At 49.6% G+C, this 14,782-nt stretch carries 12 protein-coding genes; 4 read left to right on the top strand and 8 right to left on the bottom strand.

Features of this window, described 5'->3' with window-relative positions:
• Positions 1 to 35 precede the first annotated feature (35 nt).
• The 6 genes from VMF88_09295 to VMF88_09270 form a co-directional block, all read right to left on the bottom strand.
• Complete coding sequence (locus tag VMF88_09295) at positions 36 to 2,501, bottom strand: plasma-membrane proton-efflux P-type ATPase (GenBank protein ID HTY11253.1); 2,466 nt, start codon at positions 2,499 to 2,501, stop codon at positions 36 to 38.
• Between the two features lie 91 nt (positions 2,502 to 2,592).
• Positions 2,593 to 3,096: a HEAT repeat domain-containing protein gene (locus VMF88_09290; GenBank protein HTY11252.1), complete on the bottom strand. Its 504-nt coding sequence runs from the start codon at positions 3,094 to 3,096 to the stop codon at positions 2,593 to 2,595.
• A gap of 1,076 nt (positions 3,097 to 4,172) precedes the next feature.
• Complete coding sequence (locus VMF88_09285) at positions 4,173 to 6,311, bottom strand: T9SS type A sorting domain-containing protein (protein HTY11251.1); 2,139 nt, start codon at positions 6,309 to 6,311, stop codon at positions 4,173 to 4,175.
• A gap of 585 nt (positions 6,312 to 6,896) precedes the next feature.
• On the bottom strand, positions 6,897 to 7,439 hold the full coding sequence (locus VMF88_09280; GenBank protein HTY11250.1) for a hypothetical protein: 543 nt from the start codon (positions 7,437 to 7,439) through the stop codon (positions 6,897 to 6,899).
• Between the two features lie 123 nt (positions 7,440 to 7,562).
• Entirely contained in the window at positions 7,563 to 8,306 is a 744-nt protein-coding gene (locus tag VMF88_09275; protein ID HTY11249.1) for a hypothetical protein, read from the bottom strand.
• Positions 8,307 to 8,495: a hypothetical protein gene (locus tag VMF88_09270; protein HTY11248.1), complete on the bottom strand. Its 189-nt coding sequence runs from the start codon at positions 8,493 to 8,495 to the stop codon at positions 8,307 to 8,309.
• Positions 8,496 to 8,745: 250 nt separating this feature from the next.
• Here VMF88_09270 and VMF88_09265 point away from each other — a divergent pair, with 250 nt between their 5' ends.
• Positions 8,746 to 9,267 (top strand): L,D-transpeptidase family protein, encoded by a 522-nt coding sequence (locus VMF88_09265; protein ID HTY11247.1) that lies wholly within the window; start codon positions 8,746 to 8,748, stop codon positions 9,265 to 9,267.
• A 37-nt stretch (positions 9,268 to 9,304) separates the two neighbouring features.
• Here VMF88_09265 and VMF88_09260 read toward each other — a convergent pair whose 3' ends face one another.
• On the bottom strand, positions 9,305 to 10,438 hold the full coding sequence (locus VMF88_09260) for an ABC transporter permease (protein ID HTY11246.1): 1,134 nt from the start codon (positions 10,436 to 10,438) through the stop codon (positions 9,305 to 9,307).
• A 4-nt stretch (positions 10,439 to 10,442) separates the two neighbouring features.
• Complete coding sequence (locus VMF88_09255; protein ID HTY11245.1) at positions 10,443 to 11,573, bottom strand: ABC transporter permease; 1,131 nt, start codon at positions 11,571 to 11,573, stop codon at positions 10,443 to 10,445.
• A gap of 519 nt (positions 11,574 to 12,092) precedes the next feature.
• Between VMF88_09255 and VMF88_09250 the strand changes: the two genes are divergently transcribed.
• The 3 genes from VMF88_09250 to VMF88_09240 are packed head-to-tail and all read left to right on the top strand — an operon-like array spanning position 12,093 to position 14,722.
• Entirely contained in the window at positions 12,093 to 12,569 is a 477-nt protein-coding gene (locus tag VMF88_09250; GenBank protein HTY11244.1) for a GNAT family N-acetyltransferase, read from the top strand.
• Positions 12,570 to 13,145 carry a GNAT family N-acetyltransferase gene (locus VMF88_09245; GenBank protein HTY11243.1) on the top strand — a complete coding sequence of 192 codons (576 nt, stop codon included), beginning with the start codon at positions 12,570 to 12,572 and terminating at the stop codon, positions 13,143 to 13,145.
• Complete coding sequence (locus VMF88_09240) at positions 13,142 to 14,722, top strand: carboxylesterase family protein (GenBank protein ID HTY11242.1); 1,581 nt, start codon at positions 13,142 to 13,144, stop codon at positions 14,720 to 14,722. The genes VMF88_09245 and VMF88_09240 overlap by 4 nt, the downstream gene beginning before the upstream one ends.
• Positions 14,723 to 14,782 lie beyond the last annotated feature (60 nt).

Below are 14,782 nucleotides of genomic sequence, written 5' to 3'. Positions count from 1 at the left end.
GGTTCTAGAATGAATACCGTGATTGAAGACTCATGTTAATGGCGAGAATTCGGACGATCAATAAATCGATATGCCGCAACCTTAACTCGGTCATTCACCAAGAACCAGGCGATGGCATAAGCCCAGATTGCGGCAGCCCACCCCCAGCCTATCGGAGGCATCAACACTCCGTAGACGGCGATCAGCGTAGCAATGAGCTGCGTTCCGAGTACTGCAAAAATTAGGACGCGAGCAGGGCGAGTCGACCAGAATGGGCCGCGAGTCCGTGATAGAAAAATAGTCAAATGCCCCGCCACTGATAGCTTTAGATACATTAATGGTTGGATAAAATCCCGGCTGAGATGAAAGACGCGTTCACCGAGGTAAAAAAGTCCAAAGGATGCAAAAACTCCCATCACTCCCAGGATCGACGCAATGCCCAGCACCGTGCGCATGTTCCACGCTTCTGGTTCGTTGGAGTACCGCGCCACGTCATAAGCGATCGAGAGGATAGCTCCGTCATTTAGCAATGCGAGAAGAACGATCATGACCGCCGTCACCGGATAGAAGTCAAAGATGAGAATCGAAAAGGTCATGAATAACAACACGCGGACAGTTTCTCCGATGCGATAGATGGCGTAGCTGTTCATTCGTTGGAATATCTTGCGGCTCTCTTTGATCGCATCGATGATAACTGACAACCCCGGCGACAGGAGTATGATTGAGGCAGCCGCACGGGCAGCGTCAGTGGCGCCTGCGACTGCAATCCCTGCGTCGGCTTTCTTCAACGCGGGTGCGTCATTGACGCCGTCGCCGGTCATTCCGACAATATGGTTCCGTTCCTGCAACACACTGACGATCCTGAACTTGTGCTCGGGGAAGACCTGCGCAAAGCCGTCTGCTTTTTCAATGATGTCCCTAAACTGCTCAGTCTCTAATTTTTGGTCAGCTACGAAACCGCTGGCGTCCAGAATGTTGGACCCCAGCCCGAGCTGCGTGGCGATTTCTTGTGCGATGGAACGCTGATCACCGGTCACCATCTTGACATTCACTCCCATACTTCGAGCTGTTTCGATTGTTTCTTTGGAATCTACTCGCGGCGGGTCTAACAGCGGGAGTATCCCGAGAAACTGCCACATACCTTCTGCATCCGTCCGTGCTACAGCAAGCGAGCGGTAACCTCTCGAAGCAAATTCATTTGTTACCTTCTCTACTACTGGACCAACCGACGATGCATTCGATGCCAACGCGAGTATTACCTGCGGCGCACCCTTTGAGACATTGAACGTCTTCCCATCAGGGGATGTTACTGCGGCCTCCGTACGCTTATGAACGGGGTCAAAGGGTTGAAAGTGAGTCACGCGGTAGCTATTGAGCACTTGACTGTCCTTCAAACCGCTCAATATGGCCAGGTCAATTGTATCATCATTTTCGGCACGCGACGCAAGGGCAGCACTTAGAATCACATCCGAAACAGCTATCCCGGAGATGCAGAAGGGATCACCGAGGGTCAGTTTGTTTTGCGTCAGTGTACCAGTTTTATCTGAACACAAAATATCCATCCCAGCCAGCTCTTCAATGGCAGCCAAGCGGCTGACAATAGCTTGTTTCCGCGAAAGAAGCCGCGCTCCGACAGACATGGTGACCGATAACACAGTAGGCATGGCGACTGGAATAGCGGCTACGGTCAACACGAGGGCAAACTGCAGTGCCGTCGTCAATTTGTCATCGCGGACGATAGCCACGATAAGGATCAAGGCGACGAGGACAATGGCCATGATAATAAGGTAGTTGCCTATTTTCAGCACGGCTTTTTGAAAATGGCTGACCGTGTGCGCCGTCTGAACTAGTTGTGCCGTTTTACCAAAAAAAGTTTTTGATCCCGTCGCGTAGATCATTGCTTCGCTCTCCCCCCTGCGGATGATCGATCCGGAGTAAATTGTTCTACCGGACTCGCGCGTGACCGGTAAAGATTCACCTGTCAAGGCGGATTGATCAACTTCAACGGACTCGCCTTCCAATACGTAAGCGTCCGCTGGAACAATGTCCCCAAGCCGCACACGGATCGTGTCTCCCGGCACTAATTCCCTTGCTGCTATCGACCTCCACTTACCCGCACGACGAACGCGGGCCTTAAGGGCCAGCTTGGCCTTCAAAGCGGCTATTGCATTGCCGGCTTGATATTCCTCCCAGAAGCCAACCCCCGCGTTAGCAATCATCAAAACGAGGATGATGAAGAAATCCGGCCAGTGTTGCACGACCGCCGACAGTACAGCTGCCGATTCGATCATCCAGGGAATTGGACCCCAGAAATAGGAGAGAAATTTGAGATAAGGATTGGCCCTCTTCTCAACGAGCTCGTTATACCCGTACTGAGTCAGGCGCCGTTGTACCTCAGCTTCGCTAAGCCCCTCAGCGGAAAAACCAAGCTCCATCTTGGCTTCCGAAAGAGGAAGGGCAGCCCAGTCTGATGGACGTCCGGGCGATGACGATGTTTGATCGTTTCGAGATACCTCGTTCATATTCAAGGGGGGTTCCTTCCATGGATTGGCGAAGAGCATTTTCAGTGTGTTCGGTAGTTCGAGTTCGAGGCCGCAGAATCAGACTGCAAAGCTAATTGCCCGACCTGCTATTGGACTGCAGCGCTCTGCTGGCTGCCAAGGCCACTGAAATCTTAGGCCTCAGATAACGGAGCGCATCAAGTACTTCTTTCATCTCCTTTGAGAGAAGATGCTGCTTCTCAAACGCATCAAGAATGTGATGAGCCCCCGAGCGAACATAAGGGGAATCGAATTTCGTCTGAAGGACTCGCAGCAGAGGCACGAATGCGTGTTGTTTCAGCGCAATAAGTCCTTCTGCGGCCAGCCACCTGATTTCCTCATTATCATCGGTCAAAACATTCACAAGAACGCTTGATGCCACCGGGTCGGCGATGCTTCCAATTGCCTTGCATCCCTCCCAACGCAGATGTTGCTTGCGGTTTGAGAGCAGGCTGATAAGGTAAGGCATAGCGGGTCTGCCGATCTTCACCAATTCTCTTCTCGCGCGCTCCCGCTCCATCCCATTTCGATTGGATAATTGTGTAATGAGTCCTTCGATACTTTCCTTTGTTTTCATGGTAGCATTGCTTGAAAATTATATTTTCATCTTTTGGACTTACGGAATTCACGTTGTCCCATTTCTTCAGCGATGATTCCGCTGCGAGCCAAATCAATAATCGCAGATGGCGCCAGAAGGAGGAATCGCGAAATATTTCGCAGTCTGCTTCTTAGCTTAATTTAAACTCCGGCCGAAGGATAGCTTCTTCCATAGGTCGGTTGAAGGTGATATTCAGAACTAGGATTTGAGGCTACGAACGAGGAGGTGCACGAAAAGCGTTAGACGGAGAGAAAGGTGCAGGGATCGGAAGAATTGCGGATTGGATTTCAAAGGACAGCTCAGGAGTGATAACGCTGACCCATGGCTCGGCAGCGCAAACGATGTGGTCGCTGGAGAATAATTCTGGCGTTGTTAGATGTTTATGAGACGTCCAATAGGGACTCTCATCAATGTCAATACTTCGTTCATTCTGGAACGAAAGAGAGTTGTCAAATTTACCATGGAGCATTTGAACAAGAGGAACCCTTGGGCTAAGGATTCCAGTTCCCAAATATGCTCCGAGAACTACCCCTATGATAATACGGCCGAGTCCGGAGCTTTTCATAACGCGAAATGAGAAAATTTCATATACAACTTGATTAACAGAATAGGGCGTCTCATAGTTTCATCAGCTCAACTTCCTTCCCATAGGAAATAACATAGTCTATTCCCCGGATTATTGCAAACTACGAAATGCCCGTTTCCGGGCTGTTTTAGCGTGAAGACTTGGGGAATATGCTTTATCCACGTCTTGGTCCGCTGCGTAAAATATTCCAAAACTTCCCGTGAAAAATTATGGTCACCCGTCCGACCAAATGACATCACTCGCTTGAGCCAATTCATGGGCATGTTTTTCCTCAGAGGCGTATCCCTGCGGGCGACCTTCTTAAAAATGCATCCTGTGCGGCAACGAATTCTTACGGGACAAATAATTTAGAAATCTCACCCCCCTCCGTCTATCGTTGCATCCCAATCGTTCGTCTTGAGTTAATGCTTGGGCCTCTAAACAGTTATCGATCGAATCGTGAATGTCAAAATCCTATTTATCACCCGTATTATTTTACCAGCAAAAGCTTTTTCGTCTCGTTAAATGTTCCGGCCCGTAGCTGATAAAAATAAACGCCGCTCGGCATGTCTGCCGCATTCCACTGCCGAGAATAACTTCCAGCCGGTAATACGCCGGAAACAATCGTTGATACTTCTCTTCCCAGCACATCAAAAATTTTCAATGATACGTATGACCGGGTTGGAAGAGCAAATGAAATCGTTGTCGTTGGGTTAAACGGGTTTGGATAATTCTGTGAGAGCGTAAATATAGTCGGTATTCCACTCTTGGTCGCTTTTACAGCATCATCAGGGATCATCTCATTCAAGTACCGCTTCCAAACCCCGCCCCCATACGTCCCCGCAAAAAGATTTGACCCTATCACGGCAAGAGAGCTGATGTTAGTATTAGTCATGCCTGTATCGACCGCTTTCCAATTTGCGCCGTTATTGCCAGAAAGGAATATACCCCCATTTGATACGCCTGTATAAACTGTCCCTGCAAAAACATACCCGCCGATAACAATAAGGGATGAAACATTATTGTTTGTTAAACCGGCGGCTTCCCAGCTTTTGCCGTTGTCTGTGGAAAGGTAAACGCCCTCCCCGGTCGCAGCAAAGAGTCTCGTACCTTCACCGGCAAGGGCAAAGACTATTTCGTTAGACAATCCCGTGCCCGGTAAAGTCCAGCTCTTGCCGTTATTCGTTGAGAGAAAAACACCGCCGTTTTGGGTTCCCGCAAATACGTTGGCGGCGCCAGCCTCGCCGGGGATAACTGCAAGTGAATAGACCGAGGTGTTTGTCAGTCCTGAGTCGACTGCTGTCCAATTCGCTCCGTTGTTGGTCGAAAGAAATACACCATTCCCGCTTTGCCCGTCTCCGACAAAGAGGTTCGAACCGGACACGGTGAGACAGGTGATGTAGAGGTTTGTCAATCCTGAATCCAGCAAACTCCAGCTCGTGCCGTTGTTCGTTGAACGAAGGATGCCGTGTTGAAATCTCATTCCAGCGAAGAGATCCGTGCCGGATTGGGCTAACGCATCAACATAAGAATACGGTCCAATACCTGAGTCCGCCGTCAACCAGCTGTTTCCGCTGTCTGTGGACAGCTGAATGCCGTTTTCACCTGCAAAGATATTCGAACCGAACCCGCCAAGGGCGGAGATCGAAGTACCCGTTATCCCCGTGCTTGCCGCAGTCCAGCTTGCGCCATTGTTCGTCGAGAGAAAAATGCCGGTGCCGGTGCCCGCGAACAGCTTTGTGCCTTTTACAGCAAGGACATTAATGTTCGTGTCCGTCAATCCATTATTCATTTGAGCCCAGGTTGTTCCGTTGTTTGTCGAAAGAAAGACACCTCTGGAAGTCCCCGCAAAGACATCCGCACCTTTCACGGCAAGAACGGTAACCGGTGTATTTTGCAACCCCGAATCAACTGCCATCCAGTTTTCACCGTTGTTCGTCGAGAGAAAGACACCGCCGTAAGGATGTGGCGCCTGGTCAACCGGGACTGGAACTGGCAAAGTTGTTCCGACAAAAAGGTTCGTGCCGGATATGACAAGGGTGTTGACAATATTATCTGTCAGTCCGGAATCGGACAAAGTCCAGCTGAGGCCTTTGTTCGTGGATCGATAAACACCATCATAGCCCGCGGCGACAAAAAGATTCGAATTATTCACAGCGAGTGCAGTAATGTTGCTCTTTGTTAAAAGCGTATCCCAGTTTGCGCCGCCGTTGGTGGAGAGAAAAAGTCCGCCGAAAGCCGCTGCATAAAGATTCGAGCCACTTTTGACAAGGCGCCTCACACCGTAGGGTTCAAAACCAAGGGCGGTCCAGTTCGCGCCGTTGTCGGTCGATGCAAATAACCCGCCTCCGTACGGCCCGTTCGTACCAGCAAAAAGATTCACACCATCAGCAGCGAGCGCCCAAGTACTGGTGTTTATCAATCCGGACTCCGCAGAAACCCAAGTCTGCCCATCATTCGTCGACAGAAAGACCCCGCCGCTGGCAGTACCGGCAAATATCGACGTACTATCTACAGCAAAACAAGAAATGTTACCGCCGTAGGGCCCGATTGTTTGAACCCATTGTGCCTGCAACGGATGCGCTGAAAGAGCACTCATCCAAAAAATAAGCTGAAAAATTCGTTTCATATTATTCCCCTCCAGTGCGACTGCATCATGATATTGCAGTCGCATAGTTGGTTCAATTTTTATGGCAAAAATTTCTTAGCCTCAGGGTAATTTCCTGCTTGTAGGTGATAAAAATAACCAAGTTCGAATAGAAGCTATCTGAAGAATGAAATTAGATTGACCCTTCGACTCGTCCCCTTAGGGACTCGCTCAGGGTGAACAAATGGGGGGTTCATCCTGTCCCCAAAGGACCCCTCCGGGGGGCAAGCGAATGAAACGACGCGCCGTCAAAGACCCTGCGGGTCGCAAACTCGTTGGGAGGATGAAGTGACATATTTTTGAAATAGCTTCTATCAAACTTCTATCTAAATTAAGGTGGTTTTTTTGCATCCTCCCATAAACGATAAAACCTCTTTCATTCCGCTGTACGGAATTCCAGAGGTTTCTTGATATGCTCGGTCCAACCGCACAATAGTCCTCCCCGGGAGTTCAGTTGCAGTTGACTATGCAATGATACCCCTTTTTCGGAATTAAGTCAACGAATAGCCTCAGATGGTGAAGGGTTGAAAGGGAGCAGCGCAAGAGTGCGAGAATATCTGAAATCGATCATGATGGTTTTTCTTTGAAGGCATTTAATAAGAATGACCCGGCAATCCATACAATCAATAATGCGCCATATGCCGTGTATATCACATTTCCATATTGAACAAGAGCATTGTATGTCCCAGCACGGAGGATATAGAAGACCCCAAACCATGACAGTATCCAGATGATGCTGCCGAGAAAATTGTATATCGTAAATTGTACAACTGAGTATTTTTTTATGCCGATAAATACGGCCGCGGGATTGCGGACTCCGATCAAGAACCTCAGAATGAGCAGTACGAGCGGTGTCGGAACGTGAATTGACGGAGCGGGTATCCGTTTCTTTAAGATCTCGACGTACTTATGAAGCGAATTAAAACGGTCCGCATAGAATCCGAGAGAATAATAGCATAGGAAAGAAACGTTCGATGCAATAACAGCAAACCCGCAAATCAAAAACCAATATTCAGGTTGATTGGCATAATACAACAGGCACATCAATAGTCCGGATTCCCCCCGCATAATGAATCCCACGATGAACGGTATCGATTCAACAAAGTTCATACGCGTGAACCAGTATTACTTATTCGACAATCTGGAATAAATCGTCCGCGGACAGATCCGGCGCCTACGGAAAAATCGTCGACGGCTGGTCCAGTCATCTTAATCAGCCACAAAAGCAAGATCTTAAAGGATAAATACAAAACCAGCGGCCAGGTCAAACGTAGTATGGTACTTGTCTTTCCCAACCGATGGACTAATGCCAATGAGAGTTGTTGGTCCTGTGTGAAACAGCAATGAAAGCCCAACATCAAAGACTGCCGAATTATAGCCTGGGATGACAGGGTTGCCATGAGTGTCTTTGACTTCGGCGTTCACTCTTGCATAGGAAATTCCGATTTGAGGCTGGAGCTCTATTGCGGGAGAGACTGTGATATTCCGATAGACCGACGCTCCTATCGAAAATCCGGTGGGCTCCGTGGTCGGGCTATTTTGGTCTAATGCGGGAGAGGTATACTTGTAACTAAGGTCCGCGGCGCTGAACGCAAGTGAGATAGCGTTTGTTGGGTCTTGTTTGACGGCAGTCAGTGTGATGGACAAAGCGATAGCAGCAGCGTAGTACTCCCGACCGTCCAACTTTTGCAAAGGTGAGATATTCGATATAGAAAGTCCAACGTCGAGAATGCTATTTATAGAATATCCCAGGGAGCCTCCTGTTGCTGACGCACTTTGATTGGAAGAGAAATCCCCTAAAACTCCTATACCGCTTTGACCTTTTTCGAGATAAACACTTTGAGAGAAGGTCTGCGACGCGAATGTCAGAATTAGAAACGAGAGAGACAAATAATGTGAAACCTTCATTAACAACCTTTCTTCTTTGATAGGATTGACTCTTATAACGAGCGGCCTCGGTTCAACTCCGCTGCGCAATTACTCTCCTTGTAAATGAAAATTACCTGAGTTGTCTTTGTGTTCAAGTGGCAGATTAAATACTTCAATACAAAGACCCCAACTCTGCACAAGCCGATTTGCAAAGGTATAACGCATTGAATGAAAATGCAAGCGGCGAGCTTTCAAGCGCGCATCGGGGGTAATTTCCATAAAAGCATTAGCTGGCAACGTCCCAAATCTCCTCCTGGCGCTAAGGGTAAAAAAGTATTCTGAAACTTCGTCGGCCTGCCCGTAACAATCACTCACTTCTCAAGATAATAAGCTCGTCGACGAATTCATGGGGCAGCCTGTTTTGCACTTTTTTCTTTGGAGTCTATTCGCTAAGTTTGATCGACTGAAGGAATTTTATTCCGCGGGCCGTCCAATGTGCCCATGCTGATATCCCAATTTGCCAACGATTCTCTCCCGCAAACCTGGAATGAAAAAGTGCTTCTTATTAGCCGTACTCTGTTCTGCAGCGATTCTCTTTTTGTACCTTCCGTCCATTGTTGGCGAGAAGTTTCTCCCACAGGGATTTAGCGCTGACGAGATCATCGTCCTTAAAAGCGCCAGAAAAATGATGCTTCTGAAAGGGGGGGATACTGTAAAAACGTACCGCATTTGCCTCGGCAGCGATCCTCTCGGCCCGAAGGAACGACAAGGAGACGGCCGTACACCGGAAGGAAGTTATTTTATTGATTGGAGAAAGTCCAAAAGTCTGTACCACCTTGCCCTGCATGTCTCTTATCCAAATCCGGCCGATATAGCGAAAGCCCGAAAAAACCATGTATCGCCAGGAGGCATGATCATGATTCATGGATTGCCGAACGGTTTCGTTGCACCGAATGATGGACGCCCTCTCCCCGATTGGACTGACGGCTGTATCGCTGTAACGAACCCTGAGATCGAAGAGATCTGGCGTTGCGTTCGCGACGGGACGAAAATCATCATTCTTCCATGAGAACAGTGGCGACGCCAACGGGTTCGTGCAGAAGAGACTACTTCGTGATCCTTTTTTGAAACCGCAAAATGCTCACGGTGAGAACAATGATTCCGAATCCAAGGAGGGCAGCTGATTCGCCCCACAATTCTCTGAGACCGACGCCTTTAAGAAATACCCCTCGGATAATGACGAAGAAATATCGCAACGGAATAATGTAAGTGAACCATCGGATGACGGCGGGCATATTCTCGATGGGAAAGACAAAACCGGAAAGGAACATCATGGGGAGGATCACAAAAAACACCGACGTGAGCATTGCCTGCTGTTGAGTGCGCGAAACCGTGGACACGAACAGTCCTGCTCCCAGCGTCGTCATTTGAAACACCATGCATAAAACGAAAATCAGCACGGCGCTCCCTTTTAACGGTACACCGAACCACAACGTCGCGACCAAAAGGACGAAAACAATATCGACGATCCCGATCAGAAAAAACGGCGCAAGTTTTCCGATGACGAGTTGATACGGTTTTATCGGCGTCACGATCAGTTGTTCCATAGTTCCTGCTTCATTTTCTTTTACGATCGCGAGCGATGTCAGAATCATGGTCAACACCATGAGCAGTAACGCGAGCACTCCCGGAACCATGAAATTGCGGCTTTTCAGTTCGGGGTTATACCACACACGCACCAGCGGATCGATCATCGCCGGTCTTCCCCCTTTCCCTTTGACCGCTTCAAATTTCTTGATGATAATGTTCTCTGAATATTGCTGGACGATCATCGAAGCATAGCTCAATCCAATCGTCGCGGAGTTCGTTTCGGAGCCGTCAGCTATAATTTGGAGCTGGGATGGAATGCCGGAAATGAGATCGTTGCTGAAATTCAGGGGAATGACGACGGCAATGGACGCCCCCCTGCTGTCGATCGCCCGGTCAACGTCGGCGTACGTTAGGGCCTGTCCGGCCAGCGAGAAGTAGCCGGACTCCGAGAATTTTCTGATGAAGTCTCGGCTCGTTGGAGAATCGTCCATGTCGTACACGATCATCGGAATATCGCGCACATCCAGCGTTGCGGCGTACCCGAGGATGATCAATTGGAAAATCGGCGCAAAAAAATTGATCGCGATCATCTTCGGGTCGCGTCGGAGCTGCTGGAACTCTTTTTGGATGAAGGTCAGGATGGTCTCCATGCGACTACCAGCTCCTCTTCTTCATCCTTGCAGCACTGACCGTTAAAACGATAGCGGCGAATACGATCAACATGATAACCTCAGGGAATATCGCCCTCAATCCAACTCCCTTGAGAATGATCCCTCTAAGAATGACCAGGAAATATCGTGCGGGGATCAGATACGTTATAGCCTGGATCACGACGGGCATGTTTCTGATCGGGAACACGAATCCTGAAAGAAGAAACGTCGGGAGCATTGTGAGCATCACGGCCAGCATGAACGCGACCTGCTGAGTTTCAGCGAGCGTCGAAATAAGCAGCCCGAGCCCCAGACAGCCGGTCAGAAAGATAAGCGTAAGAGCGAGAAGAAGAATTATGTTCCCTTTTATTGCGACGTCAAAAAGGAGATAACTCACCAGAAGGATGATGAGCGATGCCGCGAACGAAAGGATCATGTACGGGATGGTCTTGCCAAGGATGAAATCGACAGGACGGGTCTGCGAGACGATAATTTGTTCGATGGTATTCCTCTCTTTTTCGCGCACGACGGAGAGCGAAGTGGAGACGACTGCGGTCACCATCAGGATGAACGCGATCAGGCCCGGAACGAGGAATTTGGCGCTTCGAAGCTCAGGATTATACCACACCCGGGGGCGAAAATCGATCGGCATGGAAATATCAGTTCTTCCTTCTCGTTGAAGGGACTGCAGAACGATCTTGGTGGAGTATTCCTGCGTGATCGCCATGACATATCCGATGGCGGTGGTGGCGGCATTCGAGTTGGCCCCATCGGCGATGAACTGAACCGGCGCTTCAACCCCTTCCTTCAAATGATGGGAAAAATCGCGCGGGATAACGATGACGATCCTGCATTGTTCTCGCCCCAGCAGATCATCGATCTCACTTTTGTCCTTGAGTACGTACTTGAAATCGAAATATTCCGAATGAAGAAATTCTTCGGTGAACGCCCTGCTTTCACAGCTCTTTTCCTCGTCGTAAAGTGCGAGGGTCGTGTGCTTGACGTCGAAATTCAGCGCATAGCCGAACATGACGATCATGAAGGCGGGAACGACCACGAGAATGCCCAGAGTTCGTTTGTCGCGAACGACCTGCCTTAATTCCTTTTTGACTATAGCAAAAACCCGGTTGATCATAAGTGAACCATCGCATTGCTTCCGTGGAGTGCCCGGCCGGAATGACAGGCTCAAAATAAAATAGCCTCTGCCGGCGTTGCCAACAGAGGCTTCTAATTTCTCTTGCGTCACAATTCCCTGCACATAGGAGTCCCCGTTGTACCGGGGTCAATGCAACGGAACCTTTACCGTCGAAAGGAAGCAATTCGCGGGAAAGTTTCCACGCAAATATGGAGCAATTTCGCCGGAATGTCAAATGAATAGATTGCTGGGTGGTTATACAGGATGAGCATTCCCCCACTCGCTCCCAAACTCAGTTCGGAGCAGCGTCGGTATCTTGGCCTTGGCTGAAATATTTACTCCGTTCCCGATCGGAGATGAGGAATGAGGAAAACTGTAGCGCTACCCGTTGACGGCATCGGTTGCATTTTCCCCCGATTTATTTTAGTTTAGCTTCGTCACGGTGTTATTGTGGATCAGCCGTGCCCACTGAATCATCTCTGTCCATCTTTTCCGAAACGCCAAATCCGCGAGAATGCGATGAAGGATCAACGGCCTGCTTCGTTCAAAACCAGCGAGGAGCTTCCTCTTATTGATGATTACTGGGATCTATTTCAAACAACCGGTTGGAACGACGAGTATAGCTTTACAAAAGCCGACCTGGGCATTGCAATCGCTCACAGCTGGTATCGTTTGTCTATTTACGATTCAGGAACCCTCGTCGGATTCGGCAGGATCATATCCGACGGTGTTCATCATGCCCTCATTGTCGACATCATCGTTCGCCCTCAATATCAAAACAAGGGGATCGGATCCTTTATTCTGGATGGACTGACTGAAAAATGCAAATCGAACAGGATCAGGGACATTCAGCTGTTCGCTGCTGCGGACAAGCATGGTTTTTACGAAAAGCATGGATTTGTTTCCAGGCCGCACAATGCCCCGGGCATGCAATATCTCTATGCCCGCGAACCGGACCCCGCGCCGCCGCACTCATCTTTTACAGGGAACGTCTGATTGATCATTGTCGAGACAGAGCGCCTTATTCTTAGAACATGGCTGGAATCGGACCTTCTCCCCTTTTCATTATTGAACAGCAGCCCTGAAGTCATGGAGTTCTTCCCCAACACGCTGGCCGAACGTGAGACCGAGGAGCTTTATGAGAGGATAACAACGTTCATTGCGCAGAACGGCTTCGGTCTTTACGCGGCGGTAGAAAAGATGTCGAACCAGTTTATCGGATTCATCGGTCTCAATCGTCCGTCGTTTTCGTCATACTTTACGCCTTGCGTTGAAATCGGATGGCGATTGGACCAACGATATTGGAATCGGGGTCTTGCCACAGAAGGAGCAAAGGCCTGCCTCGTACATGCTTTCTCTGTTCTCGACTTAAAAGAAATTGTTTCTTTTACTTCCGTGATCAACAAAAGGTCGATTCGCGTTATGGAAAAGATCGGCATGTCGTTCGACAGTGAATTTGACCACCCGAATGTTGAACCTGGACATCCGCTCAGACGTCATGTTCTGTATAAGCTTTCGCAACGGGATTTTAACAACGCTGTGCAGAACAATGCATCAAAGGAAAACTTATGAAGATCGTTCGCCGTACGGAATATTTAGTTCTTCTTATTCTAATTACCGTGAATTATTTATATAGCCAGGAATTGCGCCACGTGCAGACGCGCATCTCCGACGGCATTGTCGAAGGAGTCGTCAGTGCCGACGGAAAGGTCCGTACGTTCAAAGGTATTCCGTATGCCGCCCCTCCGGTCGACTCGCTCCGGTGGAAGCCACCGCAGCCTCCGATACCCTGGCAGGGGGTGCTCAAAGCGGTCAACTACCAGAAGCGGGCCATGCAAGGACATATTTGGGATGATATGATCTTCCACGATGACGGGCCAAGCGAAGACTGTCTCTATCTGAATCTGTGGCTCCCCGAAAATTATCCGCACCAGAGACTGCCAGTGATGGTATGGATTCACGGGGGAGGATTTGCGGCAGGCTCTTCTTCCGAGCCGCGCCAGGACGGAGGCAATCTGTGCAAGAAAGGTGTATTGGTGGTCAGCTTCAACTATCGTCTTGGCGTGTTCGGATTCCTCGCACTCCCGGAATTGGCAAAGGAATCGGTGCATAATGCATCCGGCAACTATGGATTGCTCGATCAGGTGGCCGCTCTCCAATGGGTTCGAAAAAATATTGCAGCCTTCGGTGGCGATCCCGACAATGTAACGATCTTCGGCGAGTCTGCAGGCTCGTCGTCGGTCTGCGCTTTGATCGCATCACCCCTGGCAAAGGGGCTTTTCAAACGCGCCATCGGGGAGAGCGGAGCTTTTTTCAACCACTTCAATCCGATGCGGTCCCGTGCAGAGGCTGAAACAGCGGGAGTGGCGTTCACGCAGGGTGCATTCAGAACATCCTCTCTTGCGCAACTTCGGGCGCTCCCTGCACAGCAGATACTGGACGCCGCTCTTAAAATCCCGAGAAAGAACTTTAGGGCGGACGTTGACGGTTATTTCCTGCCGGAGGATTGCGTTTCAATCTATGCAGCCGGACGTCAGAGCCATGTTGCACTCCTTGCCGGATGGAATCTGGACGAAGGGAGCTATGGATCGTATTTCGGGCAGGACGCTCCGACCGTAGGGAATTATGCGGCGCATGCAGACACTCTCTTTGGTACAAACGCGAAGACTTTCCTCAAACTTTACCCGGCTGTCACGGATTCACAAACGAAGCGGGCGGCACAGGATTTTATGGGGGATAAATCCACTGGTTACTCTACCTGGAAATGGATCGAAACGCACCTCAACACCGGCGGCAGTCCGGTGTACCGGTACAAGTTCGAGCAAACGCTGCCGCTTCCTGCCGGTGCGGCTTCGGGATCCGAACCCCGGGCAGCGCATGCATGGGAAATTGAATATGTCTTCAGAGTACTTTCATCGAAGAATCTCACGTGGAGGGACGAAGACCATCAGGTTTCCGAGCTCATGTCTTCTTATTGGACAAATTTTGCGAAATCCGGGGACCCGAACGGCCCGGGACTGCCCACGTGGCCGGCGTATACAAAGGACGACTACCGGATTATCCATCTTAAACCGAAACCCGAAGTTACTCCGGATTACGATCGGGGAAGGTATTTGTTTTTAGATCAGGTTGGATTCGGGAAGGAATAGACGGGCAATATTACTGTCTTAGAATTTGTATCCCCCCTCCCACCCTCACTCAGGGCGGCG

The sequence above is a fragment of the Bacteroidota bacterium genome, from assembly GCA_035506275.1.
Lineage (GTDB): Bacteria > Bacteroidota > Ignavibacteria > UBA10030 > UBA8401 > JAGVPT01.
This window is presented reverse-complemented; position numbering and strand designations above follow the sequence as displayed.